23 protein-coding genes and 1 pseudogene are annotated in these 24,990 nt (G+C 64.7%); 16 read left to right on the top strand and 8 right to left on the bottom strand.

Annotated features, from left to right (window positions below; all coding sequences use genetic code 11):
• Positions 1-62: 62 nt before the first annotated feature.
• The 4 genes from mgtE to IVA74_RS05775 all read left to right on the top strand — a co-directional run bounded on the left by mgtE (position 63) and on the right by IVA74_RS05775 (position 3,949).
• Positions 63-1,484 carry a magnesium transporter gene (gene mgtE / locus IVA74_RS05790; RefSeq protein ID WP_247340712.1) on the top strand — a complete coding sequence of 474 codons (1,422 nt, stop codon included), beginning with the start codon at positions 63-65 and terminating at the stop codon, positions 1,482-1,484.
• A gap of 165 nt (positions 1,485-1,649) precedes the next feature.
• Positions 1,650-1,982: a helix-turn-helix domain-containing protein gene (locus IVA74_RS05785; protein WP_247340711.1), complete on the top strand. Its 333-nt coding sequence runs from the start codon at positions 1,650-1,652 to the stop codon at positions 1,980-1,982.
• A gap of 157 nt (positions 1,983-2,139) precedes the next feature.
• The gene (locus tag IVA74_RS05780; protein ID WP_247340710.1) at positions 2,140-2,958 is read left to right on the top strand and encodes an aldo/keto reductase; all 819 of its coding nucleotides are present in this window, start codon (positions 2,140-2,142) and stop codon (positions 2,956-2,958) included.
• 49 nt (positions 2,959-3,007) lie between these two features.
• Complete coding sequence (locus tag IVA74_RS05775; RefSeq protein ID WP_247340709.1) at positions 3,008-3,949, top strand: hypothetical protein; 942 nt, start codon at positions 3,008-3,010, stop codon at positions 3,947-3,949.
• Positions 3,950-3,964: 15 nt separating this feature from the next.
• On the opposite strand, the gene IVA74_RS05770 is transcribed toward IVA74_RS05775, so the two are convergent.
• Positions 3,965-4,678: a DUF599 domain-containing protein gene (locus IVA74_RS05770; protein ID WP_247340708.1), complete on the bottom strand. Its 714-nt coding sequence runs from the start codon at positions 4,676-4,678 to the stop codon at positions 3,965-3,967.
• Positions 4,679-4,802: 124 nt separating this feature from the next.
• Here IVA74_RS05770 and IVA74_RS05765 point away from each other — a divergent pair, with 124 nt between their 5' ends.
• The 5 genes and pseudogenes from IVA74_RS05765 (at position 4,803) to IVA74_RS05745 (ending at position 7,916) form a co-directional block, all read left to right on the top strand.
• A complete protein-coding gene (locus IVA74_RS05765) occupies positions 4,803-5,465 on the top strand; it encodes a glutathione S-transferase family protein (protein WP_247340706.1) in 663 nt (220 codons plus the stop codon).
• Positions 5,466-5,544: 79 nt separating this feature from the next.
• A pseudogene (locus IVA74_RS05760) lies at positions 5,545-5,922 on the top strand (YidB family protein); the annotation flags it as partial.
• A 178-nt stretch (positions 5,923-6,100) separates the two neighbouring features.
• Complete coding sequence (locus tag IVA74_RS05755; RefSeq protein ID WP_007603227.1) at positions 6,101-6,304, top strand: hypothetical protein; 204 nt, start codon at positions 6,101-6,103, stop codon at positions 6,302-6,304.
• 157 nt (positions 6,305-6,461) lie between these two features.
• Positions 6,462-7,433, top strand: a complete 972-nt coding sequence (locus IVA74_RS05750; protein ID WP_247340703.1) for a hypothetical protein — start codon at positions 6,462-6,464, stop codon at positions 7,431-7,433.
• Between the two features lie 42 nt (positions 7,434-7,475).
• Positions 7,476-7,916 (top strand): DUF1489 domain-containing protein, encoded by a 441-nt coding sequence (locus IVA74_RS05745; RefSeq protein ID WP_247340702.1) that lies wholly within the window; start codon positions 7,476-7,478, stop codon positions 7,914-7,916.
• On the opposite strand, the gene panC is transcribed toward IVA74_RS05745, so the two are convergent.
• Positions 7,913-8,764 carry a pantoate--beta-alanine ligase gene (gene panC / locus IVA74_RS05740; RefSeq protein ID WP_247340701.1) on the bottom strand — a complete coding sequence of 284 codons (852 nt, stop codon included), beginning with the start codon at positions 8,762-8,764 and terminating at the stop codon, positions 7,913-7,915. The genes IVA74_RS05745 and panC overlap by 4 nt on opposite strands.
• Before the next feature lie 282 nt (positions 8,765-9,046).
• Between panC and IVA74_RS05735 the strand changes: the two genes are divergently transcribed.
• The 4 genes from IVA74_RS05735 to IVA74_RS05720 all read left to right on the top strand — a co-directional run bounded on the left by IVA74_RS05735 (position 9,047) and on the right by IVA74_RS05720 (position 12,839).
• Positions 9,047-9,970 (top strand): division plane positioning ATPase MipZ, encoded by a 924-nt coding sequence (locus IVA74_RS05735; protein WP_247340700.1) that lies wholly within the window; start codon positions 9,047-9,049, stop codon positions 9,968-9,970.
• Positions 9,971-10,316: 346 nt separating this feature from the next.
• Positions 10,317-11,177 (top strand): alpha/beta fold hydrolase, encoded by an 861-nt coding sequence (locus IVA74_RS05730; RefSeq protein WP_247340699.1) that lies wholly within the window; start codon positions 10,317-10,319, stop codon positions 11,175-11,177.
• A 120-nt stretch (positions 11,178-11,297) separates the two neighbouring features.
• On the top strand, positions 11,298-12,047 hold the full coding sequence (locus IVA74_RS05725) for a VWA domain-containing protein (protein WP_247340698.1): 750 nt from the start codon (positions 11,298-11,300) through the stop codon (positions 12,045-12,047).
• A 66-nt stretch (positions 12,048-12,113) separates the two neighbouring features.
• On the top strand, positions 12,114-12,839 hold the full coding sequence (locus tag IVA74_RS05720; RefSeq protein WP_247340697.1) for a DnaJ domain-containing protein: 726 nt from the start codon (positions 12,114-12,116) through the stop codon (positions 12,837-12,839).
• Between the two features lie 317 nt (positions 12,840-13,156).
• Here IVA74_RS05720 and IVA74_RS05715 read toward each other — a convergent pair whose 3' ends face one another.
• Positions 13,157-15,004 (bottom strand): D-alanyl-D-alanine carboxypeptidase, encoded by a 1,848-nt coding sequence (locus tag IVA74_RS05715; protein WP_247340696.1) that lies wholly within the window; start codon positions 15,002-15,004, stop codon positions 13,157-13,159.
• Positions 15,005-15,391: 387 nt separating this feature from the next.
• Here IVA74_RS05715 and IVA74_RS05710 point away from each other — a divergent pair, with 387 nt between their 5' ends.
• Entirely contained in the window at positions 15,392-15,730 is a 339-nt protein-coding gene (locus IVA74_RS05710; protein ID WP_247340694.1) for a phasin family protein, read from the top strand.
• Between the two features lie 73 nt (positions 15,731-15,803).
• Here IVA74_RS05710 and IVA74_RS05705 read toward each other — a convergent pair whose 3' ends face one another.
• Complete coding sequence (locus IVA74_RS05705; protein ID WP_247340692.1) at positions 15,804-17,156, bottom strand: TadE/TadG family type IV pilus assembly protein; 1,353 nt, start codon at positions 17,154-17,156, stop codon at positions 15,804-15,806.
• A gap of 478 nt (positions 17,157-17,634) precedes the next feature.
• Here IVA74_RS05705 and clpS point away from each other — a divergent pair, with 478 nt between their 5' ends.
• Positions 17,635-17,967, top strand: a complete 333-nt coding sequence (gene clpS / locus IVA74_RS05700) for an ATP-dependent Clp protease adapter ClpS (RefSeq protein WP_247340690.1) — start codon at positions 17,635-17,637, stop codon at positions 17,965-17,967.
• Positions 17,968-18,253: 286 nt separating this feature from the next.
• Complete coding sequence (clpA, locus tag IVA74_RS05695) at positions 18,254-20,650, top strand: ATP-dependent Clp protease ATP-binding subunit ClpA (RefSeq protein ID WP_247340688.1); 2,397 nt, start codon at positions 18,254-18,256, stop codon at positions 20,648-20,650.
• 255 nt (positions 20,651-20,905) lie between these two features.
• On the opposite strand, the gene IVA74_RS05690 is transcribed toward clpA, so the two are convergent.
• The 4 genes from IVA74_RS05690 to IVA74_RS05675 all read right to left on the bottom strand — a co-directional run bounded on the left by IVA74_RS05690 (position 20,906) and on the right by IVA74_RS05675 (position 24,937).
• Positions 20,906-22,327, bottom strand: coding sequence for an MFS transporter (locus IVA74_RS05690; protein WP_247340687.1), 1,422 nt, complete (start codon positions 22,325-22,327; stop codon positions 20,906-20,908).
• A gap of 175 nt (positions 22,328-22,502) precedes the next feature.
• Positions 22,503-23,528, bottom strand: coding sequence for an aldo/keto reductase (locus IVA74_RS05685; protein ID WP_247340686.1), 1,026 nt, complete (start codon positions 23,526-23,528; stop codon positions 22,503-22,505).
• A gap of 116 nt (positions 23,529-23,644) precedes the next feature.
• Entirely contained in the window at positions 23,645-23,935 is a 291-nt protein-coding gene (locus tag IVA74_RS05680; RefSeq protein WP_247340685.1) for a hypothetical protein, read from the bottom strand.
• 45 nt (positions 23,936-23,980) lie between these two features.
• Positions 23,981-24,937: a helix-turn-helix domain-containing protein gene (locus IVA74_RS05675; protein WP_247340684.1), complete on the bottom strand. Its 957-nt coding sequence runs from the start codon at positions 24,935-24,937 to the stop codon at positions 23,981-23,983.
• Positions 24,938-24,990: the final 53 nt, after the last annotated feature.

Here is a 24,990-nt window from a genome sequence, read left to right as displayed (position 1 = left end):
GGTATTGCCTGAACCATCAGCTCAGACCACTCGTTCCAACCTGTCAAACGGCGAGGCGCGCCATGGACGAACATATGGACGGTGCCGCATCTGCCGCGGAGTCGGTACTCGACCACGTGCCGATGCGCAATGAAGACGGCGAAATTCGTCACGAATTCGTCGAGGAAATTGCCCATGCGATCGAGGCCGGCAACAGCGCCGCGCTGCGCGCCTGCGTTGCCGAGTTGCACGAGGCCGATCTCGGCGATCTGATCGGGGCTCTCGAGCCCGACGACCGCGTCCGCCTGGTCGAGCTGACGGGGCGCGATTTCGACTTCTCCGCGCTGAACGAGCTCGATGAGGGCGTGCGCGAGGAGATCCTCGAGGAACTGCCGCCGGAGACCGTCGCGGAAGGTGTCCGCGAGCTTGAATCCGACGACGCCGTCGAGCTGCTGGAAACCCTCGACCAGGCCGATCAGGAGGAGATCCTCGAGAAGCTGCCGCTCAAGGAACGCGTCGTGCTCGAGCGCAGCCTGCTTTATCCGGAAAATTCCGCCGGCCGCCGGATGCAGACCGAGTTCATCGCAGTGCCCCAGGATTTCACCGTGGGCCAGGCGATCGACTACATGCGCGAGACGCCGGATCTGCCCGAGCGCTTCTACGAGATTTACGTCGTCGACAAGGAGCAGCACTGGCAGGGCGCGGTCTCGCTCGACGTGCTGCTGCGCGCCCGCCGCCCGGTGGCGCTTGTTGAGCTGACCGACGAGGATCGCCGCCGCGTCTCCGTCCTGGAGGACCAGGAGGAGGTGGCGCGCATGTTCGGCAAATACAATCTCGTCGCAGCGCCGGTGCTCGACACCCAGGATCGCCTCGTCGGCGTCATCACCGTCGACGACGTGGTCGACGTGATCGAGGAGGAGGCAGACGAGGACCTCAAGGCGCTCGGCGGCGTCAACAGCGACGAAGAGCTCTCCGACACCGTGTTCACCATTGCGCGCGCACGGTTCAACTGGCTGCTGGTCAATCTCGCCACCGCCTTCCTCGCGTCCTCTGTGCTCGGCCTGTTCGAGGGCCAGCTCGAAAAGATGGTGGCGCTCGCCGTGCTGGCGCCGATCGTCGCGAGCCAGGGCGGCAATGCCGCGACCCAGACCATGACGGTCGCGGTGCGCGCGCTGGCGACGCGCGAGCTCGGCTCCTCCAATGCCTGGCGCGTGGTGATGCGCGAGGGGCTGGTCGGCCTCGTCAACGGCCTCGCCTTCGCCGTGATCACCGGAATCGCGGCGGTGGCCTGGTTCAAGATCCCGGGCCTTGGCATCGTCATCGGGCTCGCCATCATCGTGAACCTCTTCGCCGGCGCGCTCGGCGGCATCCTGATCCCGATGGCGCTCGAACGTGTCAGGGCCGATCCGGCCGTGGCCTCCGGCACGTTCGTGACTACGGTCACCGACGTCGTCGGGTTCTTCTCCTTCCTAGGTATCGCGACGTTGTGGTTCGGGCTGAGGTAGGTCTCTCGTGTCCCGGGCGCGCTGCGGCGCCATAGCGCGTCGAAGACGCACGTAAACGCGCTTATGGCGCTGCTGCGCAGAACCGGGGCACGAGACCGTATACGCCGCCGCTATCTTTAATCCGAACTTAAGCGGCCTGCCGCATCATCGCCCTTGCTTGGGGGAATGAGCATGCGTGTGCGGCTGAAGGCGGACGGACGGATCGTCGAGTTGCGGGACGGGCAAGAGTTTCCTGTTCAGCCGCTTCCAATCCAGCCCTTTCCAATCCAGCCTGCGGCCAGCGCTGCGCCGGCCGAAGCCAGCTCGCTCGCGGTGCGCGATTTGCGCCGTCGCGCCTGCCTGACCCAGATGGAGTTCGCGGCCAAACTCGGCGTTCCCGTCGAAACCATCCGCAATTGGGAGCAGGGCAAGCGCGCCCCGCGGGGACCGGCCCGCGCGCTGCTTGCCGTGATCGCGCATGCGCCCGACACCGTGTTCCAGGCGCTCGCCAAAGCCTGAACTCCAGACCTGACGTAAAACTGGTGCGAACCTCCCGTTAGCATTGCGCCGAATATCCGGCCCGGCAGCCCGGGTCGTCCGTTGGCAGTGTCACCAGCCGGGTTCATAATGACGCCTGGATGATGATTTGGGGCGACCGCGACAGAGAGGATTCCTCATGCTGTTCGTCGAGACCAAGGGCGCAAGGATACCGGCGATTGGGCTGGGGACCTGGGAGCTGAGCGGGCGCATGTGCGCGCGCGTGGTCGAGCAGGCGCTCCGGCTCGGCTATCGCCACATCGACACCGCACAGGTCTACGACAATGAGCGCGAGGTCGGCGACGGCTTGCGCGCCTCCGGCGTGCGCCGCGACGACATCTTCCTGACGACAAAAGTCTGGACTAACCATTTCGCACCCCACGATCTCGAGCGCTCGGTCAAGGAGAGCCTGGCGCGCATGCGGCTTCCCTCCGTCGATCTCCTGCTGTTGCACTGGCCCAATTCGCACGTGCCGCTGGAGGAGACGCTGGGCGCGCTGTCGCATGCCAAGCGCATGGGCCTGACCCGCCACATCGGCGTCTCCAATTTCACGGTGGCGCTGATCGAGCAGGCGGTCGCGCTGTCGCCGGAGCCGCTGGTCTGCAACCAGGTCGAATACCACCCTTATCTGGACCAGGCGAAGGTGAGGGCGGCCTGCGACCAGCACGCGCTAGCGCTGGTCGCCTACAGCCCGATCGCCAAGGGGCGGATCAAGACCGACCAGACGCTCGCGGAGATCGGGCGTCTGCATCGCAAGACGCCGGCGCAGATCTGCCTGCGCTGGCTGGTGCAACAGAATGTCGCTGCAATCCCGCGCACTTCGCGCGTCGAACGTCTGTCGGAAAACATCGATATCTTCGATTTCGAGCTTTCGGACGACGAGATGGCCCAGATCGCCGCACTGGCCAGTCCCAGGGGTCGCCTGACCGATTTCGGCTTCGCGCCAAAATGGGATTGAGAGGGGGCTGCCGTATGCTAGGACCAGCTTGGCAACCCGAAGTCAGGCAATGGAACTGCGGAAGATCATACGGACGGACATTGCAGCGTCGGCGATCGCCCATCTGACGCTGGTCGCGCTGATCATCGCGATCAGCGAAGTCCATCCGTTTCACGCCAGCCCGCCCGAATCGGTTTCCGTCAGCATCGTGACGCCGGAGCAGATGAAGCAGGAGGAGGCCAAAACCGAGGAGAAGGCCAAGGACGAGCTCAAGGACGAGCTCAAGCAGAAGCCGCCGGAGCCGATCCCCGACTTCAAACTGCCGAAGCTGGATTTCACCGACAAGGACAAAGACAAGCCCGCCGCGGCGACGAAGTCTGCGGCCAAGCAACAGGCCGCGCCATCACCATCACCATCGCCGGCGCCGCAGGCCTCGCCCGAGCCGCAACGTCCTGCGCAGCAGCAGCAACAGCCACAGCAGCCGCCCTTGCCAAAGCCGAGCGAGGCCAACGCACAGCCGCAACCGCCGCCGCCGCAAGCGATGCAGCAGCCAGAGGCCGCACCGCCGCCAGCCTATCAGGCGCCGGAGCCTGACGTCACCGTCAAGTACGGCGTCATGCTGGGCCTGCCGCCGGAATTGCCGCTGGAGCTGCCGAAAGACGCCCCCAAGGACGATGGCGGCGACGCCAAGGATTCAATCGCAGCCAAGCTGCCGGCCGAAATCATCGCCGAGCTGCGTCGTCACTTGCGAAGCTGCGCCAAACTGCCGGCCGGGGTCGCGCCGACCGACAACGTCAACATCAAGCTGCGCACGGTGCTCGCCACCGACGGCACGCTGGCGCGCGAGCCGATCCTGATCGAAGCCCCGCCGTCCGCGAAGGGCGTGGCCCTCGTGAAGTCCGCAATGAGCGCACTCCAGGCCTGCCAGCCCTACAAGATGCTGCCGGCCGACAAATACGGGGAATGGAAGGTGATGGACCTTCCGTTCAGCCCGCGGGATTTCGGCGGCTAGCTCTCGCGTAGCCCATCAACGACCGCGCTTCATCTCATCGCCATCCACCACCTCCGGCGCCATCGCCTCCCACGCACTCGAGGCGAATTGCCGCCGCCAGGTCACGATCACCACGGCTGCCGTGGTCACGAACAGCACCCAGGGGCTGACGAACCAGCCGAGATAGCCAAGTGCGAAGAAGAAGGAGCGTTGGCCGCGGTTGAAATGGCGGCCGGCGGATTCAAACAGGCGCGAGGTGCGGATGACATGGGCTTCCGCCTCCGGCGTGCCGCGCTGCGAGACCGGCGGCATGCCGCCGAACAGGATCGCGACATAGTTGAACAGGCGATACGACCACGCGAATTTGAAGAAGGCGTAGACGCAGATCAGGACGAGGCCGACGCATTTCAGCTCCCACAGCGCGGGCGAGGGGCTGAGGTCGATCGGCAGCTTGCCGAGAATCGCAATGGCGTCGTTGGTCGCGTGCAGCAGCGCCAGCGCGCCCCCAAGCGCGATCAGGCTGGTGGAGGCGAAGAAGGCGGTGCCGTTCTGCAGCGAGGCCATGATCTGCATGTCGACCATGCGCGCGTCGCGGTCGAGCAGCCGGCGCACCCAGACCTCGCGGTAGCGGTTCATGCGTGCCGACAGGCTGTCGCGGCCATAGGCCGAATGCTCGAGCGTCAGCGCGTAGACCAGCCATTCGATGATGAAGAAGCCGACGGCGGTGATGTCGACCCAGTGCCTGCTCATGTCTGTCTCCTGGCGAGGATCGCAACGCTTGCCACGCATGGCGAGGTGCAGCAACGATTGATTGGCGGCAGGCGATGGCGTTAAAAGCAGCTCGCTTCAAGACGTCTCGGGAAGGACTGATGACATGGCTGCGCTGAAACTCGCAATCGGCAACAAGAACTACTCGTCATGGTCGATGCGGCCCTGGCTCGCACTTCGCGCCAATGACATCCCGTTCGTCGAGACCGTCATCCCGCTCTACACCGACAATCCCGCGGACAAGGAGCAGATCATCTCGTTCAGCCGCGCCGGCAAGGTGCCGGTGCTGGTCGATGGCGACATCACGGTGTGGGATTCGCTCAGCATCATCGAATACCTCGCAGAGCGCTTCCCGGACGTGAAGCTGTGGCCCGACGACGCCGCCGCCCGCGCCCATGCCCGTTCGGTGTGCGCCGAGATGCATTCCGGCTTCATGGCCCTGCGCAACGAATGCGGCATGAACCTGCACCGCCCGGTGCGGCCCGTGACGTTGTCGGCGGACGCGCAGGCCAATATCGCGCGCGTGCAGGAGATCTGGCGCGAGTGCCGGGCCCGGTATGGCGCCAACGGTCCGTTCCTGTTCGGGCGCTTCGGCGCGGCGGATGCGATGTATGCCCCGGTCGTGCACCGCTTTCGCACCTACGCGATCGCAATCACGCCGGAGACCAAGGCTTACATGGACACGATGCTGGCGCTGCCGGCGTTCCAGGAATGGACCCGGGACGGGCTCGCCGAAACGCTCGTCATCGAAACGTTCGAGAACGTGTAGTCGCGAATGTGATTGAGCGCGGCTTGACGTCACGGCGCATGGCGGCGCTCAATCGCGGCGGAGCTACGGCTTAGGAGAGGGCACAGTCATGGGAATCCTGGACTCGCTGGAGAACAACCCGGCGCTCCGTAGCGCGCTCGGCCAGCTCGGCGCAGCCGTGTTGCCGGCCGTGCTGAACGAGGTGATCGGTAGCAACAATCAGGGCGGCCTCGGCGCGATCGTCGCAAAACTCCAGCAGGCGGGGTTCGGTGACCAGGTCAAATCCTGGCTCGGCAACGGCCAGAACCTGCCGATCTCGGCCGACCAGCTCCGCGCCGTGCTCGGCAGCGACACCGTCCGCCAATTGGCTGCGCGCTACAACATCCCGGTCGACCAGTTGGGCCAGATTCTGGCCCAGGAACTGCCCAAGGCCGTGGATCACGCCAGCCCCGACGGCCATTTGCCCCATACCGCCTGAAGAACCGGTTCCAGCGGTATCAGCGGTCGGGGGCATCACTCTGAAATAACTGCAAAATTGGCAGGTTTGCCATGTCGCATACTGCTGGCCAAAAAGGCCGGCCGCATGCTATATGACAGCCGGGTTTCCGGCCGGCCGACGCAGTGGGACCATGGGCGTGGCAGGCGTTGTTTGAGTGATGGAGAGGGTGTTGAAGCACAAATTCCCTATTGGATCGCGCGTGTTGTTCACGGCCAGCAATGTCGCACGCCCCGCTGCCAGCGGATCGTATGAGATCATCCGCCTGCTGCCGACGGATGGTGACGACTGCCAGTACCGGATCAAGAGCTCGACCGAAGCCTTCGAACGCGTCGCCAAGGAAAGCCAGCTCGCGCTGTCCTGAAGCCGACGCTATCCGCGCGTTGGCGCGTACCGGGGAATTCCATCCTGCCGCCGTCAAAAGGCCCGCTTCACCTTCAAAAGGTGGGCCGGGGGCAGTTGCCGACTCTCGGTGCTCGCTTTGACCATTCGCTCTCTGCTCGCGTGAGGGGACGTCGCGCATGAACTGGGCATGGGCCTCGCCGCTCGACCAAATCTGGCGCTCGCCGGTCTTTCCGATGTGGATGACGCTGGCGGCTGCCGGCTTCTTCGGACTGATCCTCCTGATCACGCTGCTGCGTGCCGAAAGATCGGTTGCCAACGGCGCGCTGACCGTCATCGCACTGCTCGCCATTGCCGTCGCATTGGCTGCCAATGTGCACGTCTCTGGACCGGCGGGGCAGGTCACGCCGACCGAGGCGCGTGCGCAGGCCGCGGTCATCGCGAGCCTGCCGGCGCTGTCCTGTCTCGACGATCTCGCCGGCGATGCCGTGGCCATTGGCTGCGAGAAGTCGCTGTTCGGCGCGCCTGACGCAGCCGCCGCGGCGATCTCCTACACCGCCGCCAGGATCGACCGGCTGATGGCGCTCGGCGATGCCGCGACCGCCGAGAAGAGCCTGACGCTCGACGTGAGGGTGCTGCGCAGATCGCTGGAGCGTGATCGCTACGGCCTGGTCGCGCAGGTGCTGGTTGCGCGCGACGGCTGCACACAGTTCGACTGCGCGGCCTTCCGTTCGCTGACCGATCAGCAGCAGGTCGCCGCCAACATGGATTCCCATCTCTACGACACGCTGGTCGCGCGCTACGCGCCGACCTGGAATGCGCCTGCAACGTCGCAGTTGCCGGCCACTGCCGCGCTTGCCGGACTGCCGCCGTCGATGCCGACGGGCAAGCCGACCAATGCGGAGTTCCCGAGCGCCTCGTCGACGCCGCCGATCAGCATCATGAATCCGGAGCCGCCAACGCGCCAGGCGGCGCCCGCCGCAAACGCTGGGGCCTCGCCGGCTCCGCGCGCGCCGGCAGCGGCTTCGGCACAGGCCGCCGCGCCCGCCGCAAAGAAACCGTCTGCGCCGAAGGCTGCGCGTGCGCCGGTGGCACCGCCGGTTCCGCTGGCGCCGCCGGCCGCGGCGCCCGCGGCTGCGGATAACGAGTAGATCGGCATTCCAAATGCGTGGCTGCCCGGCTAATGCTGGGGCATGCCACTACATCTGATCAAGCTCGCGGTCGGTTGCGACTCCGTCAAGGAATTGAAGGAGTGGACCGCCGAACGGATGCGGACCGCCAAGAAGAAGGGTCTGCCGCAACATCACATCCACATCACCCGCATGGTGCCCAAGCGCGACGCCGAGATCCTGTCGGGCGGGTCGCTCTATTGGGTGATCAAGGGCGAAGTCGCCGCGCGCGAAAAAATCATCGGCATCGAGCCGTTCCGCGACAAGGACGGCATCGGCCGCTGCCGGATCGTGATGCAGCCGAAGGTGATCTCGGTGTCGCCGCGGCCGATGCGCCCGTTCCAGGGCTGGCGCTATCTCGCCGACGATTCCGTGCCGCCTGATCTTGGCAAGTCCGCAGCCGGCTCGATCGCCGCGATGCCGGAGCCGATGCGGCGCGAGCTGCGCAATCTCGGATTGCTCTAGACCGCGATATTGTCGATCAGCCGGGTGCTGCCAAGCTTGGCCGCGACCAGGATCCGCAAAGGGCCGTCCGTGCGCGAGGTGGCCGGCGCCAGCGTGATAGCATGGCGCACCTCAAAATAGTCGAGCGCAAAGCCAGCCGCCGTGATCATGCCGGCACCGCGCGCCATTGCGGAAGCGATCGCTTCGCCGGCGCGGATGCGCCCGGCGCTCTCCTTCATGGCGCGGTACAGCGTGGTTGCGGTCTGCCGCTCCTGTGGCGACAAATAGACGTTGCGGGAGGACATCGCGAGCCCGTCGCGCTCGCGCACGGTGCGGGAGCCGATCACCTTGACGCCGAGGTCGAGGTCGCGCGCCATCTGCGTCACCACCCGCAACTGCTGAAAATCCTTCTCGCCGAAGATCGCGACATCCGGCCGGCACTGCGTGAACAGCTTGCCGACGACGGTCGCGACACCCCCGAAGAAATGCGGGCGGAAGCGGTCCTCGAGGCCGGCCAGCGCCGGTCCCTCCGGCACGATCCGGGTCGCAAAGCCCTCCGGATACATGGCCTCGACGCCGGGGTGCCAGACGATATCGACGTCCTCGGCGGCGAGCTTGGCGATATCGGCCTTCCAGGTTCGCGGATAGGCGCCAAAATCCTCGGTCGGTGCGAACTGGGTCGGGTTGACGAAGATCGACACCACCACGCGGCTCGCGCGCCGCCTGGCGAGGCGCACCAGCGACACATGGCCGTCATGGAGCGCCCCCATGGTCGGGACCAGCGCGATCGTGGCCTTTCGCTTGCGAAGATTGTCGACGGCGCGTCGCAAGGCGGGGACCGTGCGGGCGATCAAGGGGCTGCGTGACATCAGAACTCGACGGAGTTGGGAATCGGCGAGCGCGTCCCGGCGCCCGGCAGACTAACCTTAACAAGCGGCGACCGTGGACGCCATGCGTCCGACTGCGGCACAGCATCCCGCGCAAGGCCGCGCACGATGTCGCGACATTGTGGGTTGGATCACAGACGAGAGAAGACGCCGCGATTCATGATGAAGAACGGCGCAGTGCGAATTGCATTACCTGTCACGCATTTCACTTGACCGCAGGCGCGGCCAACTCGAAGATATTCGTTAGGGGTGTTAGGGATCGCGATGCTTGTGCAAGCTAGCCAAGGCCAGTCCGGCGCGGCGCATGTGGTCGTGCTCGGCAACGAGAAGGGCGGCTCCGGCAAGTCGACCACCGCCCTGCACATCGCGGTCGCGCTTCTGAAAGCCGGCCAGCGCGTCGCCACCATCGACCTCGACTGCCGTCAGCAGAGCTTCACTCATTACATCAACAACCGTTCCGCCTGGGCGCGCCGCACCAAGCTTGACCTCGAACTGCCGCTGCATCGCTGCATCAAGCTCGGCGAGACCATGCAGGTCGCCGAGAACGAGAATTCCGAGTTCCTTCAGTTCATGGAGGCGGTCTCGGCGGTCGAGAGCAGCTTCGACTTCATCGTCATCGATACGCCCGGCACCGACAGCTATCTGATGCGGCTTGCGCACTCGATGGCCGACACGCTGGTGACCCCGATCAATGACAGCTTCCTCGATTTCGACGTGCTCGGCACCGTCGATCCCGCCAACTACGCGGTGACGGGCGAGAGCCACTACGCCGAGATGGTGCGAGACACCCGCCGCAAGCGCCGCCAGCTCGACGGCGCGACCACCGACTGGATCGTCGTGCGCAACCGCCTGTCGATGCTCGGCTCCCGCAACAAGCAGCTCGTCGCCGAGGGGTTGAAAGATTTGTCGCTGCGGCTCGGCTTCCGCTACGTCGACGGCTTCGCCGAACGCGTCGTCTATCGCGAGTTCTTCCCGCGTGGTCTGACCGCGCTGGACGAGATCAACGAGGCCACGCTCGGCATGCGGCCCAATCTCGGCCATCTGACCGCGCGGGAGGAGGTGACGAGCCTGCTCCGCCAGCTCAAGCTTCCGCTCGACGAGCGCGGCCGCCGCCGTGCGGCCAACCGCGCCGAGTGGTTCAACCAGGTCGATAAGCCGCTCGAGGTCCACGACATCCTCGGCGCTTGAGCGGCGGTATATTGCTACTTCCAGTCGATCAAAGCGGCCGGGGTCCCCACGGGAACCGAGCCTTCGCTCGACCGTTTTCACCTCGCGTTTACTGCGAAATTGAACCCAATCGAGACCGGTTGCTCCGGAGGGCGACGTGCACCCTGACGTAGCCGTATGAGAGCAGGGATGCCCAAGAAACGTGTGCGACGCACAATGAAAGGGCTGTCAGTTCACAATATTTGGCCTTCCTGTCACGCCCCTGTGACATATATTAGGGAATAGGCGACCAGGGGCCGAAGAGCTCCGGAAGAACACGATTTTCAACAGGGATTCAGGCCGCACGAGCCTGAGGCTGAGGACGAAAATGAAGCGTGGAATTGCCGTTCTGGTTTCGGTCAGTGCCCTCTGCGGCGTCGCCTATTTCACGGCGAGCAAGTGGGCGATCAAACACGAGACCATCACCTTCTACGACGCCTCGCGCGACAACCGCGCCGTGCCTGTCGATATCGCGATCCGTCGCGACAAGGAAATGCAGGCCAATGCCGGCATGATCACGATGCCGGTCGCCGTGATCAACCACGGCAACACCGTCAAGAACACGGAGTACGGGTTCCTCGCCAACATCTTCGCTGCGCGCGGTTACCTCGTCGTCAGCCCGCAGCATGATCTGCCGACCGATCCTCCGATGGTGACCAAGCCCGGCGAGCTCTATGTCGGCCGGCTGCCGCAGATCCTGCGCGGCGTCGCCAACATCCATCTTGCCATGCAGGAGATGAAGAAGGTTCAGCCCAACGCCGACTACGGCAGGGTGACGATGGTCGGCCACTCCATGGGCGGCGATATCACGATGTATTTCGCCAAGCAGTATCCGGACGAGGTCAAGAAGGTCGTCACGCTCGACAATCTGCGCGTGCCCTTCGTCACCGCCGGCAAGTTCAAGATTTTGTCGTTCCGTTCGCAGGACCCGCAGTTCAAGACCGATGCGGGTGTGATCCCGACCGACGAGGAATGCGAGAAGGCCGGCATCCAGGTCGTGAAGACCGAATTCCAGCACAACGACATGCGCGACACCGGTCCGGACGCAGCCAAGAACTCGATCCAGGGCATGCTCGACAAGTTCCTGAGCGCGACTGACAGCGAGGTCGCGCCGGTCGACACGCAATCGTCCCCGCCCAAGATTCTCGAGCCCGGTCCGGTCGCGTTGATGGCGCCTGCCAAGAGCTGACGTCTTCCTCATCGTCAGTATCGATTTTCAAAGCCCCCGCCGGCTCCTGCCTGCGGGGGCTTTGCACATTGACCGGGCTGCGCGCGCTAACCACATTAGCCGCTCACGCAGGGTCAATAGATGTCGGGCGAACCCATCAAACCGCGCGGCCGCGAGGCCGTCTCGGCGAAACCAGGCGGCGCGGTGCCGCAGGCGGGGGCGTCGACCTCGGAGGACATCGCCGCCTTCGTCGCAAACGCGCGAGCGCTGTCGCCACATGCTCCCGGTGCGAAAGGCCGGCTGATCTTCGCGCTGGATGCGACGATGAGCCGGCAGCCGACCTGGGACATGGCCTGCGCGCTTCAGGCTGACATGTTCCGTGAGACCTCCGCGCTCGGCAGTCTCGACATCCGGCTCGTCTACTATCGCGGATTCAACGAGTGCCGCGCCACGGGATGGATTTCCGACAGCGCCAGGCTTGCGGCGCTGATGAGCAAGATCGATTGCCGCGGCGGCGACACCCAGATCGGCAAGGTGCTGAGCGAGGCGCGGCGCGAGGCGGTCGCATCCGGCGTGCGCGCCGTTGTCTTCGTCGGCGACGCCATGGAAGAGAACGTCGACGAGCTCTGTGCCAAGGCCGGTGAGCTCGGCATGCTCAAGGTGCCTGTGTTCGTTTTTCAGGAAGGCCATGACGCCGTCGCCGAGCAGGCCTTTCGCGAAATTGCGCGCCTGACCGGCGGCGCCTGGTGCCGGTTCGATCCGGGCGCGGCGGCGCAGTTGCGCGAGCTGTTGCGCGCAGCTGCCGCCTACGCCGCCGGCGGACGCGAGGCGCTGTTGCAATTGGCGAAGACCGCCAGCGGCGCGGCCAAGCTGATCGGCCAGATGAAGTAGCGCTGGCGCGGTCTGCGGGGGACAAGACACCATGCATTTTGACGATAGGCCGAGTATATTCCGGCCATGACCCTGATTGCCGGCGCTATCGCTGTTATCACCCTTTATCTGCTGCTCCAGATGTTTCGTTCCGCCAATCCGGCCGTGCTGGCACGCACGATCAGGTTCGGTGGCGGCGTGGTGGCGCTGGCTGTCGCAGCGTTCACGGGCTTGCGGGGCGAACTGGTGGTGGCGATCCCGCTCGGGATCTTCGGCGCCGGGCTCCTGGGCTGGACACCGCTGGCAAACGCCGGCTTGGGCAACGTCGGCGGGCTGTTCGGCGGGGGCGCGACGCGCCCGGCCGGTCAGGCCTCACGCGTGCGCTCGCAATTCCTGGATATGCGGCTCGATCACGAGTCTGGCCAGCTCGGAGGCCGGATCGTCGCGGGGCCTCATGCCGGGCGCGATCTCGACGAGTTCGATCTCGCTGGCCTGCTGGCAATGGTCCCGGCGTTCGACGCCGAGAGCGTGGCCTTACTTGAAAGCTATCTGGACCGCCGGTTTCCCGCCTGGCGTCAGAACGCGCAGAGCAACGCGGCAGGGGGGCAGCGCCGCACGGTGGCGAGCGGCAAAATGACGGCGGAGGAGGCCTATCAGATCCTTGGCTTGCAGCCGGGGGCGGGGCGTGACGATATCAGCCGCGCCCACAAGTCCTTGATGAAGAAATTGCATCCCGACCAGGGGGGCTCGACGTATCTCGCTGCCCGTGTAAACGAGGCCAAGGATACTCTGCTTCGTACGCATAACGGCTAACTCCGGCACCACGCTACAAACGCCCGTCCCGTGTGAGCCCCGCTTGCTCTGTTTGCCGTCGCCCCGATGCCCGCCATTGTCGGCGTGGTCGATCCCTTGCGTAAAATTTTAACCGTAAATCCTTGACGAGAGGTTGTCGTGGAACAGCCTCGGTATCAAACAGCCTGGCATCAGGGCCTTTGGCATCGCAGCCTTGCTATCGAAAGGTCTTGGCACCGAAAGGTCTTGGCATCAAAAGGTCTTGGCATCACCGCATCCCGAAAATGAAAATGCCCGCGCAAGGGGCGGGCATTTTTTGATTGGCGCGATGCGAAAGATCAGTTGCGGACGGTGATGCAGGAGATATCGGCGCGCTTCAGGGTGCGGCAGACGGCTTCGGCCTGGTCGCGCTCGAGCCCGGCGAAGCGGGCGCGGTAGAGCTTGCGATTGTCTTTCGCGACGACCTCGGTGAACGGGTCGGCCTTGCTGAGCAGGCCGCGGGCCGAGCTGCGCGCCGCGTCGATGCGCTGCTGGGCTTCGTTCTCGCTCTCGAGCGCGCCGACCTGGACGATCCAGCCGCTATGGGTGACGGCCGGCCTGGTGGTGGCGCTCATCTGGATCGGCTGCAGCGTCGGCTCGGCTGAAGCGAGCCTCGCGACGGCCGGAGCGGGCGCGGCGGCGGTTGCGGCCGGCAATACGCCGAGGATGCCATTGCCGGTGCCGAAGCCCGCCGGCTGCCGCGGCAGCTCGGTACGGGCGAGCTCGGCCCTCGGAGCTTCCGGTTGGCTGACGACCTCACGCTTGTTGATGAGGTCTGCCCGGGCGACGACGGCGCTCGAGGTTTCGGCGACGTCGGAGCGGGCCGCGATCGTGCTCGTGACCTGCGGTGCGACCTGAGCCGGGGCGGCGGAGGCGACCTTCACGGTGCCGGCCTTGACCTGGACAGTCTTGACCCGGACCGGCTTCATCGGCTCGGACGAACCGGGGATGAGGGAGAGCGGCTGGCTCGAGATCACGCCATTGGTGAGCGGCGCGGGCTCGATCTTGGATTCAGTCGGCCGAACTTCAGGCTTGCTGGATTCAGATCTGGGCTGAGCCGGCGGCATCGCGGCGGTCGCAGCAGCAAGCGCCGACAGGCGCGAGGCGAGACGCTGCGAGGCTGTTTCGGGGGCAGGAGCGGCGGCGGCCTGAACCTGCGGAACGGAGCGGGCCGGGGTATCCGACGCATCGGCGACCTCGACAGCGGCGTCAGATCCATTGCGCTCGGTGACCGCGACGACGGTGTGGGTGGTCGCGCCCTTATCGAGGTTCTCTGCGAGCAGGTTGCGCATGATGGCATCGCGCGAGCCGCCGCTGCGGCCGCCCAGCACCACGCCGATCAGGTGGCGGTTGCCGCGGCGCATCGAGGTCACGAGATTGAAGCCGGAGGCGCGGGTGTAGCCGGTCTTGATGCCGTCCACGCCCTCGACACTACCGAGCAGATGATTGTGGTTCCGGATCGACTGTCCGTGCCAGGTGAACGTCGAGGTCGCAAAATAGCGATAGTAGCGCGGGAAGCGCTCCTGGATGGCGCGGCCGAGCGTGGCCTGGTCGCGCGCGGTCGTGACCTGCTCGTCGTTGGGAAGGCCGTTGGCGTTGCGGTAGACCGTCCTGGACATGCCGAGCGAGCGCGCCTTGCGCGTCATCATCTGGGCGAAGTCGTCCTCGTCGCCGCCGATCGCTTCCGCGATCACCACGGCTGCGTCGTTGGCCGAGCGGGTAACGAGACCCTTGATAGCGTCCTCGACACGAATGGTCTGGCCGGCACGCAGGTTCAGCTTGGTCGGATCCTGATCGGCGGCGTGCTGCGACACCGGCATCTCGGTGTCGAGCTTCATCTTGCCGGACTCGAGACGCTCGAACAGTAGATAGAGCGTCATGATCTTGGTCAGTGAGGCCGGATGGCGGATCCCGTCGGGGCTCGTTGCCTGGAGCACGGAGCCGGAATTGCCGTCGACGATGATCGACGCGAATTTCGGGCTGGAACTCTCGGACACATCGCGCTGCACGCGATGCTGCGCGTAATGGCGCCGATGGCGTCGCGCCTCGGCAGCATCGGTGGTGAAGATGACTGCGGTGGTGACCGTAAGAAGCCCGAAAACGCCAATCCGCGCCAAGCGCGAGGAAGACAAGTTTTTACGAAGCATGAAACCCCGTCCCCGTTTCTGACTTGATCACCGGCTCGTGAGGCGAAATTGTGCCCATGAGATCCGGGATCATTACCTGCTCAGGCTGCTCCTCCACAGGTGTTCGCCGCGGGGGAGGTTGGGCCTGAGCCGCTATTCTGGCTAAGGTGATGTTCTTCAACGGCTTTCGGCCGCTTGCGGAAGTTGAAGACGTCCAGGGAATCAAAGTACGGGGCCGCGGTTTCCAAAAGCTTAAGGAACCATTGCGGGACCCCCCGGGAATCTCCGCGAGTTTGCATGCATTTTTGTGCGTTGCACAAGATTCTTGACTTTTTTGTGCGTTGCACTAATTGTGAGCAGAGTCAGGGAGCCGGGGCTTCCGACGAGAGCTAGGGAAAAGGATTCCGAATGTTCAAGGTTGAAGACTTTCAGGGCTACGGGAAAGAGCACTTCGAGCAGTACGTCGCCTCCGCGACCTCGATGCAGCACGGCCTTCAGGCGATCGCCAGCGCCTATGGCGACTACACCAAGAAGTCGTTCGAAGACACCAAGTCCTTCGTCGAGAAGCTTTCCGGTGTGAAGTCGCTGGACAAGGCCGTCGAAGCGCAGACCGATTTCGCCCGTTCCGCCTACGAGACCTTCGTCGCGGAATCGCAGAAGATCGCCGGCCTCTACAGCGATCTCGCCAAGCAGGCGTTCAAGCCGGTCGAGACCATCGTGTCGAAGTTCACGCCGGCCGCCAACTAACGTTTCCTGGGCATCCTGGAATCAAAAGCCCGGCTGAAGCAGCCGGGCTTTTTTGTGTCGCGGCGGGTCGGTCTTAGCGCGCCACGCGCAGCTTCGACAGCGACGTCCCGATGTCCTTGAACACCGAGACGGTCTGATCTGCCTTCGTTACCAGATAGAACTTGTCGGTGCCGCTCGCGCAATATTGCAGCACGCTGGAGGTCGGGTCGCTGCCGGTGTTCACCTGCACCGTATAGATCGTGATGTTGCTGGGCTGAGCCTTGGCGTTGTCGCACAGCTTCTTCTGCCGCGTGTCGATCTGCGAAGCGCTGCTGTACCAGCGGTTCTGCGTATTCAGACCGTCGGAAAGGATCACGATCGCGTCCTTGTAGGTGTAGTTGGTGTCCTTGGCCGGCGCGTTCATGGGATCGCCGGTCGACAGCGTCATCCAGCCCCAGGCAAGGCCAATGCCCTGGTTGGTGTTACCGGTGGGCTTCATGTCGTCGATGCGGCCCTTGAGCGAACTCCAGTCGTAGCTCAGCGGCATGATCGGCTGCAGATAGGACGAACTGCCTGTGTTGCAGTAGGAGTATTGTTCGGCCGGGAACAGCGTCCCCACATTGCCGCTCGTGGGCGTCGTGTTCTTGATGTCGTAATCCTGGTCGCGGTCGACCACGCACCCTGTCCAGGCATTATGGTTGGCCGGTGTCCACTTCCAATTGTTGCAGTTGTTGTTGCTGCCTGACGTGCAGCTCCAGCTGCCGTTCGCCGCGTCCCAATCGCTGAAATCAATCCAGTACTTGCTGGAATTGCTGTTGCCGACGTTGACGTCCTTGGCAAACGGAACGACCGAGATGTAGACGTCGCCGCTGGTCTTGGCGAGCGCGCTGAGCTGATCGACCAGGCTCTTCGCGGCGGTCTGCATCGCCGCCATCTTGCCGTCCTGCGCCATCGAACCGGTGTTGTCGAGCACCAAGGCCACGCGCATGCGCACCAGGCCCCAGGCGCTGGTGGAATTGGCGCCGACGTCGAGCGTCGGGAAGCCGGCGACCTTCATGAAGGTGGTCGTGTAACTGCCGGTGCCGGTGACCTGGATCGTGGAGCCCATGCTGGTGCTCGCGGTGTAAGTGGCCGCGACGGTGACTGACGGCAGGGTGTTGGTGGCGGTGAACAGGGCCTTGAAATAGTCCTGCGCCTTGGTGCTGATTTGCGACGTCGTGATGGTGCCGGACGACAGATCCTTGGAGACCATCAGTGCAGTGGAATCGAGGGCCGACTGCATCGCGGAACGGGCCTGGACCGCGCGGCTGTAATCGACCGCAGCTCCGACGAAGGTCAAAACCGGGAGCAGCGCGATGGCGAAGATCACGGCGATATTGCCTTGTTCGGCCGCTCCGAACCGGGCGAGCTGTCGACCGATACGGCTGACGAGGGGCAGGCGAGACATGGCGATCCCCGAAAATCTTTGACTTTGCCGGTTTTCGCGCCACGCCATTGAACGCCCGGTAAATTCAACCGTAGAAAACCGGAGTATCCCGCGCGAAACCGTCGCAGCGGCGTCAACGGCCGGGTTCCTGGTCAACATCTTCTAAACGGGCGGGCGGAAGTTTTTGTCAAATCGGTCCGGATTGATTAACCTTGCCGAGGATCGCTCCGACCGGGAATCGGGACCGCCGCGGCCGCATCGGCCGATCCGTCGCATGCTTGCGGCGAGCCGGGGGCAGGCCCATATTCGCTGAAGCCGATCTGGTTTGGACCGGATCGGTTGAAAGCGGCGATCCAACAAGGCGGCGCGCCTGTGCGAAGCTCCGAAGACGGGGCTGCGCGGTGAACCGTCATACGCTTCCGTGGGGAATTTGAACGCCTGAGCCATGCCGCAATTGTCTTCCAGACCAGAATTGTCCGCCGCCGCCCACGCTCCCCGGATGAGCAACGACGAGAACCGTCCCGGCGGTCCCTCCGCGCCAAACACGTCCGTCATCACCAAGGTCAAACCCAAGACCAAGCGGCCGAACCTGTACCGCGTGCTGATCCTGAACGACGATTACACGCCGATGGAATTCGTCGTTCACGTGCTGGAGAAATTCTTCCAGAAGGATGCCGAGGCCGCGACCAAGATCATGCTGCACGTCCATCATCATGGGATCGGGGAGTGCGGCGTGTTCACTTACGAGATCGCCGAGACCAAGGTGACGCAGGTGATGGATTTCGCCCGCAAGCACCAGCATCCGCTGCAATGCGTGATGGAAAAGAAGTAAGACACCTACGGCGCGTTCGAGGCCGGCTCTTGTGCATGTCGCAGTGTGATCGTCGCGTGAGGTCTGCGCGCGATGTTCGTTGCGGGCAAAACTACGGAATTCTGCACCGGCGCCGATCGCGCCCGAACCGGAACGGGTTTTGCATCAAAAAGTACCGCAGCTGTGCAGCCGCCTGAGTCGCGGAACCGGCCTTTCGCCGCGATCTTATATACCTATATGTGACAAAGGTTGTTGTTGCCTGACCGGTCGATGACGATCATGATGGTGGGGGCCATAGAGGACGCGAATGCCGACTTTTTCCCAAAGCCTTGAACAATCCCTGCATCGTGCACTGGCGATCGCAAACGAGCGTCATCACCAATACGCGACGCTCGAGCATCTTTTGCTCTCCCTGATCGACGACTCCGATGCAGCCGCCGTCATGCGCGCCTGTAGCGTCGACCTCGACAAGCTCCGCACGAGCCTCGTCAATTATCTTGAGACCGAATTCGAGAATCTGGTGACGGACGGCGCCGACGACGCCAAGCCGACTGCCGGCTTCCAGCGCGTGATCCAGCGCGCGGTGATCCACGTGCAGTCGTCCGGCCGCGAAGAGGTGACCGGCGCCAACGTGCTGATCGCGATCTTCGCCGAGCGCGAGAGTCATGCCGCGTATTTCCTGCAGGAGCAGGACATGACGCGCTACGACGCCGTCAACTACATCAGCCACGGCATCGCCAAGCGGCCGGGCGTCTCCGAGGCGCGCCCCGTGCGCGGTGTCGACGAGGAGACCGAGACCAAGAGCAGCGACGACGCCAAGAAGAAGGGCGAGGCGCTCGAGACCTATTGCGTCAACCTCAACAAGAAGGCGCGCGACGGCAAGATCGATCCGGTGATCGGACGCAATTCCGAGATCAACCGCGCGATCCAGGTGCTGTGCCGCCGGCAGAAGAACAATCCGCTGTTCGTGGGCGAGGCCGGTGTCGGCAAGACCGCGATCGCGGAAGGCCTTGCCAAGCGCATCGTCGACAGCGAGGTGCCGGAAGTTCTGGCCGCTGCGACCGTGTTCTCGCTCGACATGGGCACGCTGCTTGCCGGCACGCGTTATCGCGGCGACTTCGAAGAGCGCCTGAAGCAGGTGCTGAAGGAGCTCGAGGCGCATCCCAACGCCATCCTGTTCATCGACGAGATCCACACCGTGATTGGTGCGGGCGCGACGTCGGGCGGAGCGATGGACGCCTCGAACCTGCTCAAGCCGGCGCTTGCCTCGGGCACCATCCGCTGCATGGGCTCGACCACCTACAAGGAATATCGCCAGCACTTCGAGAAGGACCGTGCCCTGGTGCGGCGCTTCCAGAAGATCGACATCAACGAGCCGACGGTCGAGGACGCGATCGCGATCCTCAAGGGGCTAAAGCCTTACTTCGAGGACTACCACCGGCTGAAATACACCAATGAGGCGATCGAGGCCGCGGTGCAGCTCTCCTCGCGCTACATCCACGACCGCAAGCTGCCGGACAAGGCGATCGACGTGATCGACGAATCCGGTGCGGCGCAGATGCTGGTCGCCGAGAACAAGCGCAAGAAGACCATCGGCATCAAGGAGATCGAGACCACGATCGCCTCGATGGCGCGGATCCCGCCGAAGAGCGTGTCAAAGGACGACGCCGAGGTGCTCAAGCACCTCGAGCAGACCCTGAAGCGCACCGTGTTCGGTCAGGACAAGGCGATCGAGTCGCTCGCCGCTTCGATCAAGCTGGCGCGTGCCGGCCTGCGCGAGCCGGAGAAGCCGATCGGCTGCTATTTGTTCTCGGGCCCCACCGGCGTCGGCAAGACCGAGGTCGCAAAGCAACTCGCGGCGTCACTCGGCGTCGAGCTGCTGCGCTTCGACATGTCCGAATACATGGAGCGACACACCGTGTCGCGCCTGATCGGCGCGCCTCCCGGCTATGTCGGGTTCGACCAGGGTGGCCTGCTTACCGACGGCGTCGACCAGCATCCGCATTGCGTGGTGCTGCTCGACGAAATCGAGAAGGCGCATCCTGATCTCTACAATGTGCTGCTCCAGATCATGGACCACGGCCGGCTCACGGACCACAACGGCAAGCAGGTCAACTTCCGCAACGTGATCCTGATCATGACCACGAATGCCGGCGCGTCCGATCTCGCCAAGCAGGCGTTCGGCTTCACGCGCTCGAAGCGTGAAGGCGACGACCACGAGGCGATCAACCGGCAGTTCGCACCGGAATTCCGCAACCGTCTCGATGCCGTCGTCTCGTTCAGCCATCTCAGCGTCGAGGTGATCGGCACGGTGGTCGAGAAGTTCGTGCTTCAGCTCGAAGCGCAACTCGGCGATCGCGACGTCACCATCGAGTTGTCCGAACCCGCCAAGACCTGGCTGGTGAAGCATGGTTACGACGAGCAGATGGGCGCACGTCCCATGGCTCGCGTGATCCAGGAGCACATCAAGAAGCCGCTGGCAGACGAGGTGCTGTTCGGCAAGCTGAAGGGCGGCGGCCACGTCCGCGTCGTCCTCGTCAAAGACGAGGCCGACGAGACCAAGGACAAGATCGGCTTCGAGTTCGTCGAGGGTCCGGTTACGCCGAAGCAGGAGAAGCTCCCGGGCGCCCGCAAACGCCCGCCGGGCAAGTCCAAGCCGGGCGGTTCGAAAGGGCCGACCAAGGGTCCGCTGGTCAAAGCTTGATCTGCGCGCAATGAATTGAAAAGGCCGGCTGAAGAGCCGGCCTTTTTATTTGGAGGGCCACACTTCCTTAGGTAGGGGGCGCCGATGCCCTCGTGAGAGACGAAGCTTACTTTACTTCCGCTGGCGGCGCAGCCGCAGCGGTAGGAGCGGGCCCGGCCCTCGGTTTCGCCTTGGGTCTCTTCGAAGGCCCCGCGACCACCTTTTGCGCCTCTCCGGCGACTCCCGCTGCGACGTTTTGAGTCGGAGAGAGGCCCGCTAATCGCCGCGCAGACGCTGATCGTCCTGCACGCGGACATGCTCGGCACCGCGCGCGCCCGCGGGCGACAGCCGCAACATGCTTAGCATGGCTCCGCAGAGCGCGAAGCCGACGCCGGTGAGCAGTGCGATCCTGGTTCCTTCGATCGGATAGCGACCGAGGAACAGCGCGACCAGCGCCGCGCCAGTGGTCTGGCCGAGCAGCCGCGCCGTGCCCAGCATGCCGCTCGCGCCGCCGGCGCGCTCGCGCGGGGCGGCGGCGATCATGGTGCGGTTGTTGGGGGTCTGGAACAGGCCAAAGCCGGCACCGGCGAGCGCCATCCGCCAGATCACGTCGAGCGGTGTAGGCGTCGCCGGCAGGAAGGCGAGCGTGCCGAGGCCGCACGCAAACAGCGTGAGCCCGATGCCGCCGAGCAAGCCCGCCGGATAATGCTCGACCAGGCGGCCGGCCAGCGGCGCCGCGAACGCCACAGCGATCGGCCATGGCGTGATCAGGAGGCCCATATGCACGGCCGAATAGCCGAAGCGGCTCTGGAGGTAGAACGGGATCGCAACGAAGGCCAGCATCTGCCCGCAGAACGAGGCGATCGAGGTCGCAATTGACAGCGCGAACACCGGGATGCGCAACAGGTCGACCGGCAGCAGCGGCGAAGCCACGTGGGTTTCGCGGTAGATCAGCAGCGCGCCGGCGACGATGGCGATGCCAAACTGCACGAGGCAGGTGATGGCGGCCTCGCCATGACCGACGCTGTCGACGGCCGCGATGCCGACGCCGAAGGTGATCGCGGAGAGCCCCGCGCTCTGCCAGTCGAAGGAGTGGCTCGCAGCCTTGGTGTGAGGCAGGCTACGCAGGCCGAAGACGAGTGTCACCAGGCCGAGCGGGACGTTGATGGCGAACAGCCAGGGCCAGCTGCCGAACGCTAGGATGCCGGCGGCGAGCGTCGGGCCGACCGCGGCCGAGAAGGCGACGACGAGGGCGTTGAGCCCGATGCCGCGGCCGAGTTGGCTGCGCGGGTAGGTGAAGCGCACCAGCGCCGCGTTGACGCTCATGATGCCGGCCGCGCCGAACCCCTGCACGATGCGTGCAATCGTGAGGAGCGGCAGCGTGTGCGCCAGCGCGCAGAAGGCCGACGCGAGCGTGAACAGCACCAGCCCCACCAGATAGACGCGGCGATAACCGACGATCTCGCCGAGCGAAGCCAATGGCAGCAGCGAGATCGTGATCGCGAGTTGGTAGCCGTTGACAATCCAGATCGAGAAGGCCGGGCTTGCGTCGAGGTCGGCCGCGATCGTCGGCAGCGCGACGTTGGCGATGGCGCTGTCGACGACCGCCATGATGATGCCGAGCGCAATCGTCAGCACCGCCTGGTTGCGCTGCGGCTGCGGCAGGCCGTCGGCATGCTCGATGGGAGCAGGCGACATGGTGGAGGCGCGCTTGATTCGAGCCGTGGTACTTCTCCGAATAGGAAATAGCGAGATGCATCGCAACCCGGCAGGAGACGGACAGTTCCTGCACCGGGAGCGGGTCTCCCGGCGGCGAGGCATGGGCAGGACGGCTTTCGCAGCCTGCCAGGCGATTTCGCGTTTCCGAAGGTGTCTACACCGGCGGCGGATTGCGGTCGGTGAAGGTCGTGCGCTGGTGCCAGTACGGATAGGGCAGGGTCACCTTGCTCGCGGCATCGAGCTTTGCGATCTGATCCTTGGTCAAGGACCATCCGACCGCGCCGAGATTTTCGCGAAGCTGCGTCTCGTTGCGCGCGCCGATGATCAGCGTCGAGACTGTCGGACGCTGCAGCAGCCAGTTCAACGCGATCTGCGAGACGCTCTTGCCCGTTTCCTTCGCGACCTCGTCGATGGCCTCGACGACACGATAGACGTGCTCGTCCGGCACCGGCGGGCCGAACTCGGCCGTCTTGGGTAGGCGGCTTACGTCAGGCTTTGGCTGGCCGCGGCGGATCTTTCCGGTGAGGCGTCCCCATCCGAGCGGCGACCAGACCACGGCGCCGAGCCCCTGGTCGAGGCCGAGCGGCATCAGCTCCCATTCGTAGTCGCGCCCGATCAGTGAATAGTAGGTCTGGTTGGCGACATAGCGCGGAAAGCCGTGCTTGTCGGCGACGCCAAGCGACTTCATCAGGTGCCAGCCGGAGAAGTTCGAGACGCCGACGTAGCGGATCTTGCCGGCGCGCACGAGCCCATCGAGGGTCGCAAGCACCTCTTCAGGCGGAGTGAAGGCGTCGAAGCCGTGAAGCTGGAACAGGTCGATGTAATCGGTGCCGAGCCGGCTCAGCGAAGCATCGATGGCCGCGAGCAGATGTTGCCGTGACGAGCCGATGTCGTTGGGGCCGTCGCCGAAGCGGAACGTTGCCTTGGTCGAGATCAAAACCTTGTCGCGGCGGCCTTTGATGGCCTCGCCGAGAACGCGCTCGGACTCGCCGAGCGAATAGACGTTCGCGGTGTCGAACATCGACACTCCGGCATCGAGGCAGATATCCAGAAGGCTCCGCGCTTCGGCTGCGTCAGTCGTGCCCCACGCAGCGAGGCGGCCAACGCCGCCGAAGGTGCCGGTCCCAAGACTCAAGGCGGGCACCATGAGGCCTGAGCGGCCCAAGCGTCGGTATTCCATCGATATGCTCCTCGGCTGGCCGCTGGTTGAACGGTGCGGCCTTGGTGCCGAATGGTAGTGCAAGCAGGCGCCGTGTCCTATTCCACGCCCACATACCGGCCTTGCTTGGGAGGGCCCTAGTCGTGCAGACGCATGTCGTCGAAGGCTGCGTCAGTCACGCGCGCGCCGGTCGTCGTCGCCGGATGCCGAGCCTCGCTCCACGTTACAGGTGAGGGAAGGCAGCCGGCGTCGCTCTCGCGCGCCTGCCGCGGCAAGAGCGTCAGGGTCCAGCCCACCACGACCAGCACCGCGAGCCGGATCGCGATGACGCCCAGCAAGACCTCCGATCCGCTTGTGTTGGCGTGAGTCCTCATGTGCGCCAGCCTGATCCCGGCGGCAGCACCTGACAATCTGGAATTCACGAGCATTGCCTTCGCCTGAAGCGAAGGCTCCGGCTAATGGCTACCCGGATGTCAATGCCGCAATTGGCTCTGTCTGAAATCGCGCGGCGACATCCCGAAATGCTCACGGAAGACGCGACCGAAATGGGAGAGGTCGTTGAAGCCCCAGGCAAAGGCGATCTCGCTGATGTGGCGGTGGGCGAGCACGGGCGAGGCGAGGTCGCGCCTGCACTGAGCGAGGCGCTCACCGAGGACGTAGCGCTGGAACGAGGTGTCCTCGTCGGCGAGGAGATCGTTGACGTAGCGGGAGGAGATGCCGAGCGCCGCTGCGGTCTCGGATAGCGAGAGGTCGGGATCGGCGAGATGAGCCCTGATATGCGCCTTCAGCCGGTAGAGCAGGGCGGAGCGATGCGTCGAGGACGGCAGCGGCGCCTTGCCTAGCCGCTCGCCTAGTGCCATCGCCAGGACGTCGACGGCTTGTTCCGACAGAGCGGCGGCGTGGAGCGGATCGATCTGATCCGCGCTTTGGCAAAGCCGGTAGATGAAATCGTAGGCAATCCTCTGCAGAGGCGAGTCCGGTCCGAACGAGCAGGCGGTGAGGGCTTCGGTCGCGCCGAGCCGGCGCTGCAGCATCTCGCGCGGCACCTTGAAGATGGTCTGCGTGAAGGTGCCGTCGAATTTCAGCTCATAGGGACGGGTGGTGTCGTAGAGCGCAAACTCTCCCGGATGCACCACGGCCTCGCGGCCGTCCTGCACCACGCCGCCGGTGCCGCGATTGCCGAGCGCGATCAGGATGAAATCCTGATCCGAGCGCGCGATGCGCGAGGGCGTGCGCAGCACGTGCTGACGGTCGGAGCAGACCTCGGAGCATTCCGCCTTGCCCAGCGGCGCCCGGGTGACCGAGCCGCGAAAGGCGCTGCCGAGGTCGGACTTGCAGTCGAGCCCGACGAAGACGTCGCAGACGATATCCTGCCAGAGCGCAAGCCGGCGGTGGCCGGGGCTGTCGTCCGTGGTGAACTGGATTGGCATCTGCAGAGCCTCCCTTTCACATCCCGCAAAATCGCATGTTGGCGCGGATCGCG

Source organism: Bradyrhizobium sp. 132 (genome assembly GCF_023074185.1).
GTDB lineage: Bacteria > Pseudomonadota > Alphaproteobacteria > Rhizobiales > Xanthobacteraceae > Bradyrhizobium.
Note: the sequence above shows the minus strand (reverse complement) of the source record. Positions and strands in the feature narration are given on the sequence as shown.